This window comes from Sulfurospirillum diekertiae, assembly GCF_011769985.2.
Classification (GTDB): domain Bacteria; phylum Campylobacterota; class Campylobacteria; order Campylobacterales; family Sulfurospirillaceae; genus Sulfurospirillum; species Sulfurospirillum diekertiae.
Map to the genome: position 1 here is coordinate 2,485,883 of NZ_CP039734.2, position 19,565 is coordinate 2,505,447.

Annotated in this window: 16 protein-coding genes and 1 riboswitch; of the genes, 4 read left to right on the forward strand and 12 right to left on the reverse strand. The window is 43.0% G+C overall.

What is annotated here, in order from left to right:
• Positions 1-4: 4 nt before the first annotated feature.
• The 9 genes from uca to FA584_RS12845 all read right to left on the reverse strand — a co-directional run bounded on the left by uca (position 5) and on the right by FA584_RS12845 (position 11,011).
• Complete coding sequence (gene uca, locus FA584_RS12805; RefSeq protein WP_167749714.1) at positions 5-3,613, reverse strand: urea carboxylase; 3,609 nt, start codon at positions 3,611-3,613, stop codon at positions 5-7.
• 99 nt (positions 3,614-3,712) lie between these two features.
• Complete coding sequence (locus tag FA584_RS12810; protein WP_096047537.1) at positions 3,713-4,336, reverse strand: urea amidolyase associated protein UAAP2; 624 nt, start codon at positions 4,334-4,336, stop codon at positions 3,713-3,715.
• A gap of 9 nt (positions 4,337-4,345) precedes the next feature.
• A complete protein-coding gene (locus FA584_RS12815) occupies positions 4,346-5,083 on the reverse strand; it encodes an urea amidolyase associated protein UAAP1 (protein WP_167749715.1) in 738 nt (245 codons plus the stop codon).
• Positions 5,080-5,859, reverse strand: a complete 780-nt coding sequence (locus FA584_RS12820) for an ABC transporter ATP-binding protein (protein WP_167749716.1) — start codon at positions 5,857-5,859, stop codon at positions 5,080-5,082. The genes FA584_RS12815 and FA584_RS12820 overlap by 4 nt, the downstream gene beginning before the upstream one ends.
• Positions 5,856-6,674, reverse strand: a complete 819-nt coding sequence (locus tag FA584_RS12825) for an ABC transporter permease (RefSeq protein ID WP_167749717.1) — start codon at positions 6,672-6,674, stop codon at positions 5,856-5,858. The genes FA584_RS12820 and FA584_RS12825 overlap by 4 nt, the downstream gene beginning before the upstream one ends.
• 37 nt (positions 6,675-6,711) lie before the next feature.
• Entirely contained in the window at positions 6,712-7,779 is a 1,068-nt protein-coding gene (locus FA584_RS12830; protein WP_167749718.1) for a putative urea ABC transporter substrate-binding protein, read from the reverse strand.
• 46 nt (positions 7,780-7,825) lie between these two features.
• Positions 7,826-7,925, reverse strand: a riboswitch (guanidine-I (ykkC/yxkD leader).
• 107 nt (positions 7,926-8,032) lie between these two features.
• Positions 8,033-9,325, reverse strand: coding sequence for an ArsS family sensor histidine kinase (locus tag FA584_RS12835; RefSeq protein ID WP_167749719.1), 1,293 nt, complete (start codon positions 9,323-9,325; stop codon positions 8,033-8,035).
• Positions 9,318-9,989, reverse strand: coding sequence for a response regulator transcription factor (locus FA584_RS12840; protein WP_167749720.1), 672 nt, complete (start codon positions 9,987-9,989; stop codon positions 9,318-9,320). The genes FA584_RS12835 and FA584_RS12840 overlap by 8 nt, the downstream gene beginning before the upstream one ends.
• A 74-nt stretch (positions 9,990-10,063) precedes the next feature.
• Complete coding sequence (locus FA584_RS12845; RefSeq protein WP_167749721.1) at positions 10,064-11,011, reverse strand: EF-hand domain-containing protein; 948 nt, start codon at positions 11,009-11,011, stop codon at positions 10,064-10,066.
• 208 nt (positions 11,012-11,219) lie between these two features.
• Here FA584_RS12845 and FA584_RS12850 point away from each other — a divergent pair, with 208 nt between their 5' ends.
• From FA584_RS12850 to FA584_RS12860, 3 genes are read left to right on the forward strand one after another with little or no spacing between them, the layout of a single operon-like run.
• Positions 11,220-12,866, forward strand: a complete 1,647-nt coding sequence (locus tag FA584_RS12850) for a CFI-box-CTERM domain-containing protein (RefSeq protein ID WP_167749722.1) — start codon at positions 11,220-11,222, stop codon at positions 12,864-12,866.
• On the forward strand, positions 12,863-14,041 hold the full coding sequence (locus tag FA584_RS12855; RefSeq protein ID WP_167749723.1) for a hypothetical protein: 1,179 nt from the start codon (positions 12,863-12,865) through the stop codon (positions 14,039-14,041). Before FA584_RS12850 ends, FA584_RS12855 begins: the two co-directional genes overlap by 4 nt.
• The gene (locus FA584_RS12860) at positions 14,038-14,805 is read left to right on the forward strand and encodes a hypothetical protein (RefSeq protein ID WP_167749724.1); all 768 of its coding nucleotides are present in this window, start codon (positions 14,038-14,040) and stop codon (positions 14,803-14,805) included. Before FA584_RS12855 ends, FA584_RS12860 begins: the two co-directional genes overlap by 4 nt.
• A 3-nt stretch (positions 14,806-14,808) precedes the next feature.
• Here FA584_RS12860 and nspC read toward each other — a convergent pair whose 3' ends face one another.
• A complete protein-coding gene (gene nspC, locus FA584_RS12865; protein WP_167750648.1) occupies positions 14,809-15,936 on the reverse strand; it encodes a carboxynorspermidine decarboxylase in 1,128 nt (375 codons plus the stop codon).
• A 145-nt stretch (positions 15,937-16,081) separates the two neighbouring features.
• Here nspC and FA584_RS14805 point away from each other — a divergent pair, with 145 nt between their 5' ends.
• A complete protein-coding gene (locus FA584_RS14805) occupies positions 16,082-18,211 on the forward strand; it encodes a methyl-accepting chemotaxis protein (RefSeq protein WP_167749725.1) in 2,130 nt (709 codons plus the stop codon).
• 23 nt (positions 18,212-18,234) lie between these two features.
• Here FA584_RS14805 and FA584_RS12875 read toward each other — a convergent pair whose 3' ends face one another.
• Together FA584_RS12875 and FA584_RS12880 are read right to left on the reverse strand one after the other, a co-directional pair.
• Positions 18,235-19,068 (reverse strand): SDR family NAD(P)-dependent oxidoreductase, encoded by an 834-nt coding sequence (locus FA584_RS12875; RefSeq protein ID WP_167749726.1) that lies wholly within the window; start codon positions 19,066-19,068, stop codon positions 18,235-18,237.
• On the reverse strand, positions 19,065-19,403 hold the full coding sequence (locus FA584_RS12880) for a DsrE family protein (RefSeq protein ID WP_167749727.1): 339 nt from the start codon (positions 19,401-19,403) through the stop codon (positions 19,065-19,067). Before FA584_RS12880 ends, FA584_RS12875 begins: the two co-directional genes overlap by 4 nt.
• Positions 19,404-19,565: the final 162 nt, after the last annotated feature.

Below are 19,565 nucleotides of genomic sequence, written 5' to 3' on the forward strand. Positions count from 1 at the left end.
ATGCCTACGCTTTCAAAGGCTCTAAGATAAAAAGTTGTTTGCCCGCATAAATACTCTCACCCTCTTCGCACAAAATGTCGACAATCACGCCATCTTCTGGCGATTCGATTTCCACTTCCATCTTCATCGACTCAACGATAGCGAGGCTTTCACCCTCTTTCACCGTGTCGCCTACTTTGGCTAAAATCTTCCATAGATTGCCTTGAATTGGAGATTCAACGGCTTCTTTATCGTCATCAATCACCACAGAAGCACTCTCATCATGGTGCTCTTCGTGTGCGCTTTGTGAGGTAAAATTGGCAAGACCTGTGCGCTCCCACATGGTGCGTTCTTCTTCAAATGCGTTTTGTTGCGTGGCTTTAAAAGCTTTAATCGTGCTCTCATTTTCTTCTAAAAATGCTTGGTATTTTTTAAGGCTGAACGTCGTCTCTTCGATGCGCAGTTTGGCTCGTCCTCGTGGGAAATCCTCACGCAAACGCAGTAACTCTTCCGCACTCACTTCGTAAAAACGGATTTGGTCAAAAAAGCGCAATAACCAAGGTTTGCCTTCTTTAAAATCTTGGGTTTGACGGTGGCGATTCCACATTTGAACCGTGCGCCCTACAAACTGATAACCTCCTGGCCCTTCCATGCCGTACACACACATATACGCTCCACCAATGCCCACCGCATTTTCAGGTGTCCATGTTCGGGCGGGATTGTATTTAGTCGTGACCAAGCGGTGCCTTGGATCAAGCGGTGTCGCCACGGGAGCGCCTAGATAGACATCGCCCAAGCCCATAACCAAATAGCTCGCTTCAAACAAAATGCGCTTCACCTCATCAATGCTCTCTAAACCGTTGATGCGACGGATAAATTCAATATTGCTCGGACACCAAGGTGCATCAGGGCGGACGATTTTCATATACTTATCAATCGCAATGCATGTTTGTTCATCATCCCATGAAAGCGGTAAATGCACAATGCGCGCAGGCACTTCAATATCTTCAATCGACGGTAAAGAGAGCTCTAAGCGCTGTACTGTTTGCATCAATACCTCGCGCTCACACAAGCGAGGATTAAAATGAATTTGCAAGGAGCGAATCCCCGGGGTTAATTCAATGACACCCTTAATATTGGCATCCATAACGGCTTGCATCAACACATGTATGCGAAAACGCAAGCTAATATCGAGTTGCATTTCACCGTATTCAATCAGTAAGTTACTATCTCCTGATTGGCGAAAGGTTACACTTGGCAGAAGAGCACTGCTCTCATCGTGATACAAAATAGGCGAGCCTATCTCTTTTTCGTGGAGCATTAAGCGTTCATCGTATGTGGAAAGAGAGGCTATCGCCTCCTCTTGCAAACGAAGCATTTGCATCGCTTCATCATGGCAGATAGGCACAAACGTGATGGTGTCTCCCGCGCGCAACTGTCCTATCTTCCAAAGCTCTGCACTCACAATCGTCACAGGACAGACAAAACCGCCTAAACTTGGTCCATCAGGCCCTAAAATGACGGGCATATCACCCGTAAAATCCACTGCACCTATGGCATAGGCGGTATCGTGAATATTAGACGGATGTAACCCCGCTTCTCCCCCATCATTGCGCGCCCATGAAGGTTTAGGACCTATGAGTCTCACTCCCGTGCGATTGGAGTTGTAATGCACTTCCCAACGTGCTTCAAAAAAGGATTTGATATCTTCATCCGTAAAAAAATCAGGTGCGCCATGCGGTCCATACAACACCCCAATGCGCCACTCATTTCCAAACGCTCTATAAGGTGTCATGGCTTCAAAATGGGCATTTTTGGCAACCATTGCATCGACATGCAAAACGTCTCCTGCAAGCAAAGCTCTTCCCGCATGCCCTCCAAAAAGGCCTAAAGAGAACGTCGAACGACTGCCAAGGTACAAAGGTACATCAATGCCCCCTCGTACCGCAAGGTAGGTTCGAAAGCCTTTAGTGTGCACTTTTTTCAGTTTTAAAACACTCCCAGCCTTTACATGTAACGCTTGGTTCATCCCCACTTTAATGCCATCTAAAAAAGCATCGATCACCGCACCGCACAACGCGATAACACCTTCGTAATTAAACCGAAGCGTAGGCCCTGCAATGGCAATTTCAAATCCAGCAGCATCTTCACTATTGCCCACAAGGGCATTGGCATAGCGAAAACTGAGATTATCAAATGGACCACTGGGCGGCACGCCAATATCCCAATATCCGATTCTTCCCGGATAATCTTGTATCGTTGTATGGGTTCCCGGACGCAATACATCAATACTCTGAGGCGCAAAACGAAAGTGATTCAAAAACTTAGTGGTTTGCTTCCCTGCTTGAAAAACCTCACCTTCGACAATCGCGCCAAGGTAGTCTAAATTGGTTTCAATCCCATCAATGCGCGTCTCTTTAATTGCCTGCGCCATTTTGGCTAACGCGTTTTCTCGTGTATTTTCTTTCACAATAAGCTTTGCAATCATCGGGTCATAAAACGAAGAGACATTCAAACCCGTTTCAATAAACGTATCGCAACGAATATGCGGTGCAAAATGCACGTGGGTGAGCACACCAGAGCTGGGTTGAAAGTTTTTCATTGGATCTTCAGCATACACACGCACTTGGATAGAATGCCCATGAGGCATGTGCTTATAATCGTACAATTCAGGATTATACCCAGACGCTTGATTCACCATCCACTGCACTAAGTCGATGCCACTGACCTCTTCGGTGACACCGTGTTCGACTTGCAAACGGGTATTGACTTCCAAAAAGTAAAACTGCTCACTTTGCGTATCATAGACAAATTCAACCGTACCGGCGGAGAGATACTTGACCGACTCACACAAAGTACGCGCCGCACTCAAAAGCGCTTCGCGTGTCTTTACATGTAAAAAAGGTGCAGGTGTTTCTTCAATGACTTTTTGATTACGGCGTTGTACTGAACAGTCTCTCTCCCCAAGTGTTGCCACATAGCCTTTGCCATCACCAAAGACTTGCACCTCGATATGGCGCGCATGTTCAACGTATTTTTCTAAGAACATTCCGCCATTGGAGAAATTGTTTTCACTGAGGCGTTTGACCGAAGCATACGCATCGCAAAGGGCTTGTTCGTCATAACACAACTGCATCCCGATGCCACCACCGCCTGCTGTACTTTTAAGCATTACAGGGTAACCGATACGTTTGGCTTCCACTATTGCTTCATCTAAATCCAAGAGCAGTGAAGAGCCGGGAAGGAGAGGTACATGATTAGATTCTGCAAGAGCGCGTGCGGTATGCTTGAGCCCAAAAGCTTCCATATGTTCAGCCCGTGGCCCAATAAAGACAATGCCCTTTTCTTCACACGCTTTGGCAAACGCGGCATTTTCACTTAAAAATCCATACCCTGGATGAATCGCCTCCGTGCCACTTTTACAAACCACATCAAAGATTTTTTGGGTGTTCAGGTAACTCTCGCTGGCTAATCCTTCACCGATACAATATGCCTCATCGGCTAAGCTTACATGTAAAGAATCTTCATCGGCTTTGGTGTACAAGGCAACAGAAGCAATGCCCATCTTTTTGAGTGTGCGTATGACGCGACACGCGATTTCGCCTCGGTTGGCGATCAGTATTTTTGAAAACATTTCTCATCCTGTATGATGGTTTTGGGTCGTCCCAAGTTCATCTCTTTTCTAGGCCGTCCTAGCAAAGAAGAAGATACGCTCTTCTAGGCGGTTATGCGATCACTCTTTATCCCAGACGATCATCTGAATGGGTGTTGGATTAAATCCATTGCACGGATTGTTGAGCTGTGGGCAGTTGGAAACTAGGACTAAGGTATCCATTACCGCTGTCATTTCGACATAATCGCCCGGTTTGGAGATACCATCGACAATCGCTAAGTGACCGTTTTCTTCCACGGGGACATTCATAAAAAAGTTAATATTATTGGTCAGATCACGAGGATTCATCTCCAATTCACCGACTTCAAACAAAAAGTTATCGCGACAACTGTGCATGTACTTTTTATCATGCCCAAAACGTACCGTATTGCTCTCGGCACTGCAATGTCCACCAAGGGTATCATGGTTTCCACAGGTATCTGCTACCACTTCCATGAGTACGTTATCATCACTGGAGATCAGTTTCGTTCCTGTGGTGATAAAGATACTGCCTTGCTCTCGTATCGTATCGGACGCACTGTAACGCTCTTCATGATCATTTGCATTATAAAACAGTGTATCAACCGCTTGACATCCCTCTAAATCCACAATGCGCAAAGTTTGCCCTTTATAAATGACTTTTGACCATGGAATGCCAGAAGGCACATGTTCGTTGTAAATGGCGGTTTGAATTTCTCTTTTCATCACATCTCCTTACGCAAAATAGCGGGCATTGTTCTCAAAACCACGTTTGGCTTCGGGACTAAAATTCATACAAAAATCATCTTCACTCAAAGGAGCGCCTTGGTAAATCGTGATTTGCACATCACTGGGGTTATAGACTCCTTTTTCCATCACATGCGGTGTGTTGGAGAGCACTAAAAGCACATTCATCTCTGCTCTAAGTTCAATATAACCACATGGCTCTGGGCGCAACGGTGAGAGAGAAAGTTTGCTCCCCTCTTTCACATCGACTTTACGAAACAGATTCAGACACGCAACGATGTCTCGTTTTCCCATACCGTATTTTCCAAGTTCTACCAAAAAATTTTCACGATCACTCTTGTAGTAGCGGTTGCGTATATCGTTAAATGAGCCTTCGCCAAAATTCTCTTTGACAAGGCGTGGATTGCTCATGCCCGCCACTGTATCCATGAGTCCGTTGGTCGTATCTTCGGTAATAGAAAAGAGAATATGTCCGAGTTCTGAAAACAGAACTTTGCCTTTTCCTAAAAATGCGTTCCATTGAATTTTAACCGTATCGGCAAAGTTATAACGCTCGGCTGTATTATCGGCATTGTAAAAAAGAGCACTGACGGCTCCTTTGCCATCTTCCGTACTGATACGTACTTTTTGACCTCGCTTGATGATTTTAGACCATTTTGCACCGCCGGGCAATACTTCATCCAGCACAATACACTCTTGCTTAAGATTGAGATGTTTGCTTATCATAATGCTTCCCTCGTTATCGTTTGATTAATTTTTTTAAACACAGTTTCCTTCTCCTTTTTATCGTGAAGAGGAATATCATAGGTTATTTTCGCACCAAAGGCATTCGGTGCTTGTGGGTCAAGGCGTACTTTATCGAACACCAGAAGCCTTGTTCCTAAGTAAAATCCTTCGTGAAGATCATGCGTGACCATCACGACCGTTAAATTATTTTTTTTCCATAAATCCAAAATGAGTGCGTGCATATCAGCCCTGATACCCGGATCAAGTGCACCAAAGGGCTCATCGAGAAGCAACAGTTTTGGCTTTTTCACCAACGATTGCGCGATGGAGAGACGCTGCTGCATACCGCCTGAGAGTTGACTTGGATAGTGATGTAACACATCACCTAATCCCACAGCTTCAAGCATCGCTATCGCCTCTTCACGTGCTCTTTTCTTCGCTTTACCAAAGAGTTTGCCCAAAAGAGGCGAAGCCCCTAGTTCAATGCCGAGCATCACATTTTCCAATACACTCAGATGCGAAAAGAGTGAATAGCGCTGAAAAACAATACCTCGCTCAGCGCTCGGCTCGGTAGGAAACGGTTTGCCTTCAAATAGAAACAGACCTTTTGTCGGGCTCTCTTCCCCTAAGAGCATTTTTAAAAACGTACTCTTGCCACAGCCTGAAGGACCAACCAGCGTACAAAATTCTCCTGCTTCAATATTTAAGGAGAGGTTTTCCAACACAACCGTTTCACCATAGCGTTTCCACAGGTTCTTAATGGTGATTAAACTCATGCTTTATCCTTATTTTCGTACCATGGGAAAAGTTTACATGTAAACTTTTTGAGTAGAAAATCTGCTAAAAAAGCCAACAACGTAATCCAAATAACATAGGGTAAAATCATATCCATTGCCAAATAACGACGCACCAAAAAGATGCGATACCCAAGCCCCTCCGTTGCAGCAATAGCTTCTGAGGAGATCAAAAATATCCACGCGGTTCCTAAGGTCAAACGCACCGAATCTAAAAGACGCGGAAGCATTTGCGGAAGGATGATGCGAATTACAAGCGTCCATGTCGAAGCGCCCAATGTTTGCGCTTTAATCAGCTGCTCTTTGGAAAACTCCTCCACTCGGTGTTGTAAATCACGCACAATAAGCGGTGTAACCCCGATAACAATGAGTGCCACTTTTGCCACTTCCCCCATCCCAAATATAATAAAAAGGATAGGCAAAATGGCAATCGGTGGCACCATTGAAAAAGCGGCGATAAACGGTGAAAAACCCGCCCTGACCAACGGAATAAGCCCTAGAGGAATGCTAATGATAAGCCCCAAAAGAGCGCTAATTACCACGCCAATGCCTAAACGTTTGAGCGAGGAGAGCGTATCATTGATAAAAATAACCTCTCCTGAGCGCTTGCTAGGAGTTAAGGCCGATTTTTCCATCGTGTCAACCATATGCGAAAAGGAAGGTAAGAGTTTATCATCTTCATTTTCCTGTAGCCTTGCATTCGATGCAAAAACATACATTAACACAATCAGTAAAAAAGGCATCAGTCCTAGCACAAGAGCTTTGGAATGGGAAGGCTTTTGGTTAATCAGTCGCATAGTTCATCCTCTTTGATCGAGAGTTTTAACAAAACCCTTACAGTTTACCTTCACTCGCTAATTTCATATATTCATCGCTAAAACGAAGCTTGATATTGCTTGCACTGCCATACGCTTTTCCATTTGGAAATGCCATACCGACAAACGTTGCATCTTTAGCGCCATCACCTAAAATGCCATGCTCAAAGGAAAACTCACTTACTTTTTGCATTGTTGCAGGCAGTGCCGCACTGGTTGAAAAGGCTAAAGCATCTTTCGCATCGTAAAACATTTTGGTGGTTTTAAGTTGGCTGTTAAAACCCACGACATCCGTTCCAGAAGCTTTTGCCATCATGCTAATCGCTTGTGCATCACCTTTTTTCATTTGTGCCATCACTTCATACCATGCGCCTGTAAGTGCTTTAGCAAGCTTTGGATTATCTTGCATCGTTTTGGTGTTTAACACAAGCATATCGATAATTTCGCCAGGGATTTTGCTGGAATCAAAAGCCAAGGTTGCACCTTTCATCGCTTTGATTTCACTGAGTTGTGGATTCCATGTAACTAAAGATGTCACATCTTTAGAAGAAAAAGCAGCCACGATATCGGCATCAGAGGTGTTAACCACTTTCACATCTTTTTCGCTCATCCCAACCGATTCAAGTCCACGTGCTAAAAGATAGTGAGAAACAGAGAGTTCCACTAAATTGACATTTTGACCTTTGATATCGGAGAGTTTTTTCTTATCTTTGAGGATAATACCATCGTTTCCATTGGAGAAATCGCCAATGATAACCGCTGTTGAATCCACACCACCCGCTGCTGGGATAGTCAATGCATCCATATTGGTCATCACACAGCCATCAAATTTGCCTGCGGTATATTGATTGATGGATTCGACATAGTCATTGACTTGTACCATCTTTATCTCAATACCGTATTTTTTAGCCCATTTGTCAATAATGCCAGATTGCTCAGCATAATCCCAAGGCATCCAGCCAACGTAAATGGTCCAAGCCACTTGAAATTTATCTTTAACTTCTGCTGCAAGAGTAGAAGCACCAATGGACATAGCCAGCGTTGCGGCAACTAATAACTTAAGGGTGGGTGAGAAGAAAGAGTTCATAAGAGGCTCCTGAGTAGATAAGATTAACACGCCAAGAGGTTGAGAAACCTCCCGGGCTTTTATCCCTCCGTGAACCTCTACTCAAGAGGTTGATAGCTCTCGGACCAGACACAAATTGCTTTGTCGGAACCCTAGCTACCTATTAGTGTGCGAGGCCTCACAGCCTCATGACATGTTTTCTGAGGTAAGTATAACAAACACTCGTATAAAAAAGAAGAGCCTAAATGATTAAAAAATAGGCAATTAACTGAATTTATTTTACATGTAACGCATTGGGTGAGAAATGAATCGTAAAATGGTTTAGCCCTTCTACATGTAAATAGCTCAAACAGAATCCATGCTTTTCAACAATAGCGTTAGCAATGTAAAGCCCCAACCCTAAACCCGTGCTAGACCCCTCAACTGTTCGATTAAACGCGCGTGAAAAATCGAGTCGCTCGTTCGGTATTTTTTCACCAAAACTACAGATGCTGATACTTTCCAGATCAATATCGACGTCAACGTCTCCGCTTGAGTGTTTGAGTGCATTGTCCAGTATATTTTTAATGGCCGTGGCAAAAAGTTCAAAGTCAACGTTGACCAAAGGTGCCATTTCTTGTGGTGCAATGTGAATACGCTTCGTGTCACTCAAAAGGAGTAAATCCATGGCATGATCAAGGACATCAACCAAACGGTACTCTTGCGTCTCCAAAATCCATTCATCTGAGCTTAGTTTTTCGACTTTGACCATCTCTCCCAAAAGGGTTTCTAAACGTTCAAAAATACGCTCCATTTGAGATTGTTGTTTGAGATCAAGGATAGAACTTGAAAGAATCTTACCCTTCATAATAGGTGTTTTAAGCTCATGCAAGATATTGCGTAGAAAAAGGGTACGCGCTTCTTTTAAGAGATGAATTTTTTCCATGGCTAAATTAAATTCTAATGCGATTTCGCCTAATTCATCTTGACTATCCACTCCAATCGCTTGAAATTTTTTCGTATTGCCAAAGGTACGAATGGCACTTTTCAGATTACTCAGACGCAATACTTTTCGAAGCACAATTCCAAAAAAGAGGAGTAAAAGAGCGTTGGTGATACTCCCTAAAATAATCAGCCTGTAAAACGATGTCTCTTCTACATTCTCCAATACTGGAGGCTCTTCCCTTCTCATCTTCGGTGGTGGTGGCGGTGGAGGAAAAGGAAATGCCCCTTCTCTCATAAACGGTTCATTAGGAGGGGGAGGATGCGGAAGCTTCCTCGGAACAAGGTAGAGCTTTTTCTCGTATAAAATCATATCGGCAAAAGCGTCTTCTAAGAGCTTTTTACCCTCTTGTAGTAAGATGTTCTTATCGTGATCACTAATGCGAATACCCAGCTTTGCAAGCGTTGCATTGCGATCAGGCACATTGTCATGCATCATCTTCATCGCGACTAAAAAACGTCGAAAGGTGAAAAACTCTTGGTCGCTTATTTGGCGTTTATATTCGATGACAAAGGCAATGTTTATGACAACAAAGCTCAGTGCGAAAAAAATAGAGATAAGGGTAACGATCGATATTTTACGCATTAACAAATTTATACCCGACACCTCGCACAGAGAGAACATAACGAGGTTTTCGAGGGTCATCCCCTATTTTTTGACGAATTCTACCCATGATGACATCGATGCTTTTCAAACTACTTTCATATTTGATCGAACCAATATTAAGTAAAATTTCTTCTCTTGAAATTACAAAACCCTCTTTTTTTAACATATACGCCACAATGTCATACTCTGCCATGGTAAGTTTTAGCTCATTTTGCCCTCGCTTGATGATGTGCCTCTCTTCATCAAGGCTAAAGGTATGATACGTGGGTTCATTAAGCGTTGAGCCTCTTCGCAAAATCGCACGAAGCCTGTAAGCAAGCTCTCTTGGGTCATACGGTTTGGGTAAAAAATCATCCGCTCCACGCTCAAAGCCCATCACTTTATCACCCATATCGGATCTAGCTGAGGAGATAATAATGGGGAGTGTAGGAATGGCTTCATGGACAATGCGACAAATCTCTAACCCATCAATTTGAGGTAAAGAAAGATCAAGGACAAGTGCATCAAAGATATCGTGTTGAAGTGCTGTTAATCCATCTAAAGGGGTAAAGGCGAGGATGGTTTCAATCTCTTCTTTGAAAAGAGATTCTTGAAGCAGTTGTGCGAGTTCAACATCATCTTCGATCATTAAAATTTTAATCATAGTTGATTATAACGAAGATAAAGTAAATGAAAAGTAACATAAAACCACGCCTTGCTTAGAGCGTGGTTTTAAACTTAGGCACTAAAACTAACAGAACTACTTGAAAGAGTATTTTGGGTAGCGTAATTCGAGATGATTTGCGCTAAAAGTGCTTTCATCAAGGAATTTTCAGTCGTACTCTCATCGGTTGTTACAGAAGCACTGGTTGTTGTACCAATACTTGCCGCTTTCGTAGAGTCTTGGTATGCCTTCGCTTCAGCAGAAGTCACTTTGCCATCGCCGTTGCTATCAGCCGCATCGAAATTCTGAGCCAATGTATCAAAAAGAGAAGCAAGGTCACTATCGGTTGATGAAGTATCACTCGCCATAGCGGTAAGTTCATCTTTCGTATAGCCCGTATCTTCTTGTGTAGAAGAGGACGGTGGCGGAGGAGGTGGGGGCATACTTCCTGACGCTGCAACGTTACTTGCATCGGTTGTTCCACTGGTTGTCGTATCTTGTTGCGTTGATTGCTGATAAGCCATAGCTTCAGCAGAGGTTACCTTACCATCACCATTGGTATCAGCTGCTGAGAAATTCTCAACCACTGAAGAAAGTAATGAGGCAAGATTGCTGTCTGTAGATGAAACTTCACTCGCCATAGCGGTAAGCTCATCTGCCGTATAACCTGTATCTGTTTGCGTAGAAGAAGACGATGACGGAGGAGGTGGGGGCGTACTTCCTGCCGCTGCTGTAGACTGCTGCGCGGATAGCATAGACGTTAATTCATCTACACTGATCTTGCCGTCTCCATTACTATCAAGTGCTTTAAAAGCGTTATTGACTGTGCTTTCATCAGCATTTGAAAGTTTTAGAGCAGCACTGCTAAACTCAGTACTGTCCACAGAACCACTCGAATCACTATCCATAGAAGTAAGCAACTCTTCTGCGAATTTTGACATTAACGAGCTAGTACTGCTGGTACTGCTGCCATACGTCGCGTACGATGACGTTCCGTAAAGAGAATTTGAACTTATAGTCATATTCTCCTCCTTTATTTGGCTTGGGGATATCCCAGTAGCAATGCTAACGCTAAAGCAGTAAACAAAGAGTAACATAATGAAAAATCGTAACAATGGGCGAACAATCAAAAAAGTTGATCTTTTGCTTCAAAAATTTTTAATTTTTAGGAGAGTAGAATGAATATACTTTAGGACAATATTTTATCTTGCCTTCAAGAGGAGTCACAACATGCATCTTTTTCTCAAACGCTTCTTCTCTTTCTTGATCGCCTTTATTCCCACGTTTATGTTGGCCGATATCAACGATGAAATCAGTGCTGCACATCTGCTCATCTACCAAGGCAAATATGCCCAAGCCGAAACAACCTATACGCAACTTATGACGCCGGCATCGGAAGAATTTATTGCCGGAACCGCTTTAGTCGATATGCTCCATTTTTATCGAGGAACAGCTCGATTGATCCAACACAAAAATCAATCAGCTCAAGAAGATATCGAAGCAGCTTTGCATCCTCAAAGCAGTATGATGTACGATGACACCGGATATATGCTTCGCGCGAGACTCCGCTTGATGCAAGGCGATACCAAAGGTGCTTTCGAGGACTATGATGCCCTTCTTAAAACCACGCAAAAAGGTATCGCAAACGGTTATCGCTTGTCAATGGCTCTAGCTCAGCGCGGTTGGGCGTATATCCTTTTAGGAGAACAAGAAGCAGCTAAAAAAGATTTTCTGGCTGCTATTGCAACTGAGACAACTATGATCGGCATGGAGTTAAACTCTCTCCAAAAACCGTTTTGGCAAGCCGTCGTGCAGGAAATCATTCCTCTTGTCGGTACGCACAATGATGTGTTGATCATCAAAACACTTGACGATATTTTAAAGAAACAACAACTAACAACCTATCCTTTTACGGATGATCGAAGTGTACACGACGAAAGAAATTTTTCGAATGTTATTTTGATGTATGAAGTCTACGGTCCTGCTTTTTTACTACGAGAAAAAATACAAAAAGAAAAAGCACAAACATACCAAGCCAACGTCAATACCCTTTTTGCTTCCGCGCAACAATCTCTTTTAAAAGGCGACAAACTCGGTGCATTCAATAGTTTTGTGAATGCTTTCCAACATTCAGCGCCAGAAGATCAAACCAGTCGTACAACTGCTGTGCAAGGGATGTCAGGCATTATTCGCTCCGGGTTTACGCCACCCGCACCTACAGAAAGTTCACGTAAACTTGCCATTAAAGCACAAGTCGTTGCTCAAGAAAAAGCGTATCAAGAGGCGATCGAACTCTATGCCCAAGCCATCAATGAAACACCTTGGGTTGCCAATTTTTACTATGATCATGCTTTATTGATAGCCGAGGCGGTGCAAAAAAGCGACGATTATAATGCCGCCATCGCCGAAATGAAACGTTTTATTCTCCTTTCTACCAATGCTTTGGAAATTCGAGAAGCACAAGATCGAATTTATCAATGGGAAGTCAAACGAGACCGAAGCGCACAAAAACAAAATGCTGCACCGCAAGGTCCGCATCTCTCATCCAGCGCAACAGGGAGTTCCAGCGATTGTTTTATCGCAACAGCGGCATATGGCTCTTTTCTCGATCCCCATGTCGTCACTTTAAGACATTTTCGTGACCGCTATCTCCTTACGAATGCACCAGGTCAATGGGTCGTCGAGAATTATTATCACTACTCGCCACCTATTGCCGATAGTATCCGGAAAAACTCTGCTTTACGATTATTGACACAAATGGTTTTAACGCCCATTGTTTTTTGCATCGAATATCCAATTTTTTTGAGTATTCTTATCAGTAGCTTTGGCCTTTTGTTTTGGTTTAAAAAGCGCTCTTCTAGGTTCATTATCCGATGAAACGCTTTATATTCTGTTTGAGTCTATGGCTTACTTCGCAGACACTTGATGCGGAAAGCGCTCTACAGCAACTCTACGATGCCGGCGGTTCGCCCCCTGAAGTTCCAATGCCACAGCTGAAAACACAACCGTATAATAGCGGTACTTCTTCGACATCCTCGTCATCAACGCCTCGAAGTACGTCGCCAAAACCTTCTCGCGCACCCAGTCCGGCAGCCACCGTCGGAGCTACCGTCTTTGGAGCCCTTTTAGAGAGCGTCCTTTTTGACACTCCATCCAATGCGCCAGATCCCGAAACGTTACGCCAACAAGAAGAGGAACAACGACAAGCGCAAGAAGCCGCAAAAAAACAAGAACAAGAGGCGCAAAAACAACATCAAAACCTGATGCACTCTTTCAAAAGTGTTCCCGTTGCAACAACAACCACAGAGACAACCTCACCCTCTTCTGGACTTTTGTTTAAATCTGCACAAACCTTGAAAGAGACAAAAATTGACACGAGTTCAAACGAAGCAATGAGAGAATCTGCTTCTAGACCTTTTGACGGAGGCACTTCGCATATGGCTTTGCCATTGACATGGAAACCTTATCCACTTGGAAAAACGCCCGTCTCTTTTTCAAAACCAAGTGTATTATGTCAAAACAAAGCCTGTACATGGCCGAAAGCAACACCTCTTAACACGACGCTTCCCAAAGCAACTGTACGTCACACGCCGATCAATCTTGCTCAAATAGGCGTACCTACGGCACCCAATCCCAGTACGCTTCTTAAAACCATTTTAGCTTCCAAAGAACAAGATACAACGCAATTTTACGTTATTCTCAATCGCTTAAGTTATTTTGGTAAAGAGATCGGTAAAGAACTTTTAACAAGTATCGCCATGAAACTTTTAGAGTCAACACCTGCGGGAGAAAAAATCGCTTTAATGAAAGAGGTACACGATCTAGCGACCAACGATATGGAGGATGCTAACAAAGTTGCGTTATGGCTTGGATCAACAAATATTGACCAACCTCCTGAAATTACCTCATTGGCAGATGATGCTAAACCTTTTTTAATACGCGGCATCAGCACCCAAGAGTCCTTTGAAAAGTTAGGCGAACTGATCAGCGATACCAACGACGTGTTTGACATGTCGGCAAAATTTTCCGATATTATTAAGAATATGCCATGAAATATCTCATCATTTCCCTTCTTTTTTCATTGCTCTCATACGCATCGGAAATCGAATTAGCACCGAAATTAATGTTAAATAGTATGCCAAAAGCACTAATCGATAAAATTGATTGGTGTCAAAACACCCAACTTCACGTCGATGCGAACGGATTGTGGATTTTGTCGCAAACCAACCTATTAAGGCTTGATAAACCGGGGAAAGCATTGATGGCGCCATTGCACACCACTTCGTTTAGCCTCGCCAAAAGTGGTCATCCCATCGCTGTCGTCGATGATCGATTAGGACTCATTCGCCACGGCATTTTTCTGCCGGGACCAAAACTTCCCGATGCTAACTATGTTCTTGCACAAGGGCAAAATGACACGCTGTATGTGTATAATCCACAAAAAGTAACTCCCATATATCGTTTTGACGGTCAAATGATTCGTTCGATTGCTCAGCCTAGCCAACCTGTTTTAGCACTGAGTGCTTTAGGCGACAGTATTGTATTTGCAACCAAAGAGGGAATTTTTACGCTTCAAGAAAATAAGCCGTTAGGCCTTGTGATGCCTTTAGCCGAGTTTGGTCCCATCACTTCCCTTGCAGTCAACACCCAAACAGCAGAAATTTTTGTCGGTACGCCCCATGCCGTTTACAGTCTTCAGACGAATGTCATGGTTCCTTTAGTGACCGGAATCGGAGGAACGATTGCTTTTTACGACAATCGCTTATGGATCGCCGATGCTTCTTTGCATCAGCTCTATATTTTAACGCCAAAGTAGATATTAATTGCGTCTTTTGTATTCATCATACCCAAACTGGCTCGTCACTTCGTAGCGTCCATCTTTGTGAAGAACGGCTAAATCGGGCAGTTTCACGCCATTAAATGTGGTGTTTTTAACGATGGTATAGTGGATCATATCTTCAAAAATCAGTTTGTCACCAATTTTGAGTGGTGCATCAAAACTGTAATCGCCCATGATGTCGCCTGCCAAGCACGTTGGCCCTCCAAGGCGGTACACGTACGGTTTTTCACCCACTTCTCCCGCACCGCGAATCTGTGCGCGATACGGCATTGCTAAGGTGTCAGGCATATGCGCTTCGGCGGAAATGTCTAAAATGGCGATGTCCATGCCATTGTGCACGATGTCTAAAACACTCGCTACCAATGGTCCTGTTTGCCACCCCACCGCTTCACCCGGTTCCAAATACACTTTAATGCCATTATATCGCGCTCTAAAATCGTTAATGATTTTGATAAGTTTTTCCACATCATACCCATCTCGAGTGATGTGATGCCCTCCTCCAAAATTGACCCATTTCATGCGAGGAATCAACGCTCCAAAACGCTCCTCAAAGCCTTTTAAAACTTCTTCAAGCGCACTGGCATCTTGCTCACAAAGGGCGTGAAAATGAAGTCCTTCAATGCCTTCAAGATTGTCATACTGCATGTTCTCTTTCGTAATACCCAAGCGACTGTAAAGCCCACAAGGATTGTAAAGATCGACGGGGCTGGAAGAGACTTCAGGGTTAAGACGTAAACCACAACTCGTTTTTCCAAGTGCTTTTGCTTTGTATTTTTCCCATTGATGGAACGAATTAAAAATAAGATGGTCACTTAACGCGATCACCTCATCAATATCCTCTTCTTTATACGCGGGCGAATAGGTATGAATTGTACCTTTAAAATACTCTTTCGCAAATTTAGCTTCGTGAAGTCCACTGCAGGTACAGCCGCTCAAATAGCGATCGACCAAAGGAGCAAGTGCTTTAAATGCAAAGCCTTTAAGAGCGAGTAAAACGGTAGCACCTGAACGTTTGGCAACCTCTTCTAAAAGAGTCAAGTTTTGTTCTAATAACTGCTCTTCACACACATACACCGGTGTTTTAATCTCATGTAAAATAGTTTCGATACGACTTATTTTTAACATACTTTTCTCGAAATTACACATGAAATGTAACATTTTTTGCCTTAATGGAAAAAAACACCTATAAATATCATCATTTTGTATCATAATGCCGATAGTATAATAGTGATATTCCACTCAAGGATAAGATATGTATCATCTAAGCATTAAAATAAAAGCGCTCTTGTTATTTACACTAACGATTTTTTTTGTTGCTGGGACTTCTTTGCTCGTTATGGCCTATAAATCGAATGAACTTAGAAAAGCACAAACAAAAGATACCGAAGAGCTTATTTTAGATCTCAGCAAAAATGAGCTGAAAGCGTATACGCGTATGGCAGAAAATGCCATTAGCACCTTTTACGAAGCCTCTTCTTCTGAAGCAAACATCGCGCAAAATATTACATCAGACGCTATGAGTTTGAAAAAGACACTGGATGATGTTTACCAAAACAATAAAGATAAACTCTCCAGTAACGAGCTTAGAACCATGCTTTTAAGCCTCATCAATGGGTATCGTTATAACAACGATATTGGCTACTTTTATGCCTACACAACGGAGGGTATCAATGTAGTCCATCCCATTAACAGAGCGCTTGTCGGCAAAAATCTTATGGATATGAAAGATAAAGAAGGAAACTTTGTCATTAAAGACCTTATCAAAGCTGCCAAAGAGGGAACAGGAGTCACGCGTTTTATTTGGCCTCATCCTGTCACCAAAGTCGATGAGCCAAAGCTTTCTTACAACTTTTACTATGAACCGCTTGATTTGGTGATTGGTACAGGCGATTATGCGTCAAGTATTAAGGAGCGCTACCAAAATGAAGCCATTAAAGTTTTAGAAAAACTCCGTTATGCAGACGATGGTTATTTTTATGCCATCAAAAAAACAGATAAAGGGTATGCCTATGCCTTTCATGCAACAAATCCTTCACAAAAGAACAAAGAGTTTAAACTCGGCATCAAAGATTCCCACGGCAATATGTACCGTGATGAAATCGTTCAAAATGTAGCCAAAAATATGGAAGAAGGTACCTTTGTACCGTACTATTTTGAACATCCAACAACCAAAAAAGATGCTCCTAAAATCGCCTATGCTAAGTATTTTAAAGCGTGGGATTGGATCATAGTTTCAGGTTTATACACGGACTCCATTGAAGCATACACGGCAACACAAGATAAAAAGGTCAACTCCAATATCAATGCTATGCTGATTGGGACGATTGTATCGGGAGCTATTGTGGCACTTTTGACCATTTTTGCCATTTATTTTCTTATTACGGGACTTATCGCAACACCTCTGCTCAATCTTAAAGCAACCGCCCACAACCTTGCAGAAGGGGATGGTGATCTTACCAAACAATTAGCAATCATACACAACGATGAGATTGGTGGTGCATCCAAAGAGATTAATAATTTTATTGAAAAAGTGCGTGCAACCATTGCGCTTGCCAAAGATACCAGTAGCGAAAATGCTTCCATTGCACATGAGCTCTCTGTCACAACCTTACAAGTCGGTAAACGTGTCGAGGACTCAACCACTATCATTAACCAAACAACTCAAATGTCCACTATCATCAAAAAAGAGATCAGTGTGTCAGTGGAAGAAGCAAAAGCCTCTAAAGAAGAGGTCATCAAAGCGAACCAAGAACTAAAAACGGCTCGCGGGTTTGTCCAACAGTTAGGGGAGCGTGTTCAAAACAGTGCCCACACGGAAATGGAACTTGCACAGAAAATCCAACAGCTTAGCAGTGATGCCGATCAAGTCAAAAATGTTCTGACGGTTATTAGCGATATTGCCGATCAAACCAACCTTCTTGCACTCAATGCTGCCATTGAAGCGGCACGCGCGGGGGAACACGGAAGGGGATTTGCGGTTGTTGCCGATGAAGTGCGCACATTAGCAGAACGTACCCAAAAAAGTTTAGTGGAGATCAATGCTACCATTAACGTCATCGTACAAGCGATTATGGACAGCAGTGAGCAGATGAATCATAATTCTAAAGAGGTACAAGAACTCGCTGTGATTGCGGAAGATGTGGGTAAAAAAATCAACATAACCGTTGATATGATGAATATTGCGACTAATTTGAACGATAAAACCGTCACCGATTATATTAAAACAGGGGCAAAAATAGAAGAGATTGTCTCCAAAATTGAAGAGATCAATGCACTCTCCACGCAAAATACCAGAAGTGTGGAGGAGATAGCAGGTGCAAGTGAGCATCTCAACTCATTGACTGAAAAACTCAACGCAATTCTCAATAAATTTAGAACCTGATAAGAGGTCTCTTTTGAGACTTCTTATTCCCCCGCTTTTCTGGCGATCGAATCCATAATACATGTCGGTAAAATGCGTTTTAAGACGGTAAAAAGTTTGGTAGGAAATGTAACGGGGTAGCGAAATTTTGGTTTTGCAGACTCCATCGCTTCAACCAAGACTTTTAAAACTGCCACAGCTCCTAAAGTAAAAGCGCTGTCACCACTTTTTTGAAGGCGCTCAAGTGTTTTTTCATAAATTGCTTTGTGAGCAGAACGCTCTTGGTCAATGTTGGCAAGAAACTTCGCCAGCGCATTTTTACGAAAATGGCTACGAATCGGACCTGGCTCAATCAAAACAACGTCAACGCCACTGCCATGAAGTTCCAGTCGTAACGTATCGGCTAAGCCTTCAATCGCAAATTTTGAAGCGTTGTATGCTCCTCGGTAACTCATCGCCACAAACCCTAAAATGGAGCTGTTGAAAATAATCCGTCCATGCCCTTGTTTTCGCATATAAGGAAGTACTAAATTGGTCAGTTCAACGCTTCCAAAGACATTGGTTTCAAACTGTTCTCGTAATACATCTCGTTTGAGGTCTTCCACGGCTCCTGGTTGTCCAAAAGAGGCATTATTAAAGAGCACATCAATGCGCCCATCAGTTTGCGAGAGCATCCACGCAAGCGCTACATGTAAACTACCAGAATCGCAAAGATCGAGTTTACAAGCATTCAAACCTTCCGCTTGCAAACGCTTCACATCTTCATCTTTTCGACACGTGGCAAAAACATTATAACCTTGCTTTTGCAATCCATGTGCGCAGGTGTAGCCAATGCCCGAAGAACAGCCCGTTATCAGGATAGATCGTGCTTTTTTCATACGCTGAGAATGGTTTCACCAGAGTTGATCCACGCACTCAAAAGTTCGCCCGTGTAATAAACATCAATGCCACAGGTTTGCAAAGGAGTCGTAATGTCCATCGTGTCGGCACATTTCAGACATGCGATCATTTTGACACCATCTTTGATCATCGCTTCCACTTTGGCTCGCACCTCAGCATCTTCGGCAATCAAACGTTGCGAAGCGCCCCAGACGAGCACTTCAACTTCGTCCATCCAGCCTTTTAAAAGTGCATTGTGCGCATAAAGGCAAACCATATGCAAGGCGGTTTCTTTGTTATCTGTGGTCCATAAGATTTTTGCTTTTTTTGACATAATCATCCTTTACATGTAAAGTTGTCAAAGAGGAGGCTCAAAACTTTACATGTAAAGCTTTGAGCAAGAGACATTATATTTTTATAACGCTTTTTAGGCAAAGCCTAAAAAAGCTACGCTAGCCGCTGTGGCACTAAAGCTTGCCTTTACAAGGCAGAGGTT

What these genes read in the sequence shown, in the direction of transcription:
- FA584_RS12810 (WP_096047537.1), bottom strand. Translation starts at nt 4,336, where the DNA reads ATGAAAAGAGAAATTCAAACCGCCATTTACAACGAACATGTGCCTTCT.
- FA584_RS12880 (WP_167749727.1), bottom strand. Translation starts at nt 19,403, where the DNA reads ATGTCAAAAAAAGCAAAAATCTTATGGACCACAGATAACAAAGAAACC.
- FA584_RS12825 (WP_167749717.1), bottom strand. Translation starts at nt 6,674, where the DNA reads ATGCGACTGATTAACCAAAAGCCTTCCCATTCCAAAGCTCTTGTGCTA.
- FA584_RS14805 (WP_167749725.1), top strand. Translation starts at nt 16,082, where the DNA reads ATGTATCATCTAAGCATTAAAATAAAAGCGCTCTTGTTATTTACACTA.
- uca (WP_167749714.1), bottom strand. Translation starts at nt 3,613, where the DNA reads ATGTTTTCAAAAATACTGATCGCCAACCGAGGCGAAATCGCGTGTCGC.
- FA584_RS12850 (WP_167749722.1), top strand. Translation starts at nt 11,220, where the DNA reads ATGCATCTTTTTCTCAAACGCTTCTTCTCTTTCTTGATCGCCTTTATT.
- FA584_RS12860 (WP_167749724.1), top strand. Translation starts at nt 14,038, where the DNA reads ATGAAATATCTCATCATTTCCCTTCTTTTTTCATTGCTCTCATACGCA.
- FA584_RS12875 (WP_167749726.1), bottom strand. Translation starts at nt 19,068, where the DNA reads ATGAAAAAAGCACGATCTATCCTGATAACGGGCTGTTCTTCGGGCATT.
- FA584_RS12815 (WP_167749715.1), bottom strand. Translation starts at nt 5,083, where the DNA reads ATGATAAGCAAACATCTCAATCTTAAGCAAGAGTGTATTGTGCTGGAT.
- FA584_RS12820 (WP_167749716.1), bottom strand. Translation starts at nt 5,859, where the DNA reads ATGAGTTTAATCACCATTAAGAACCTGTGGAAACGCTATGGTGAAACG.
- FA584_RS12840 (WP_167749720.1), bottom strand. Translation starts at nt 9,989, where the DNA reads ATGATTAAAATTTTAATGATCGAAGATGATGTTGAACTCGCACAACTG.
- FA584_RS12855 (WP_167749723.1), top strand. Translation starts at nt 12,863, where the DNA reads ATGAAACGCTTTATATTCTGTTTGAGTCTATGGCTTACTTCGCAGACA.
- FA584_RS12845 (WP_167749721.1), bottom strand. Translation starts at nt 11,011, where the DNA reads ATGACTATAAGTTCAAATTCTCTTTACGGAACGTCATCGTACGCGACG.
- FA584_RS12835 (WP_167749719.1), bottom strand. Translation starts at nt 9,325, where the DNA reads ATGCGTAAAATATCGATCGTTACCCTTATCTCTATTTTTTTCGCACTG.
- FA584_RS12830 (WP_167749718.1), bottom strand. Translation starts at nt 7,779, where the DNA reads ATGAACTCTTTCTTCTCACCCACCCTTAAGTTATTAGTTGCCGCAACG.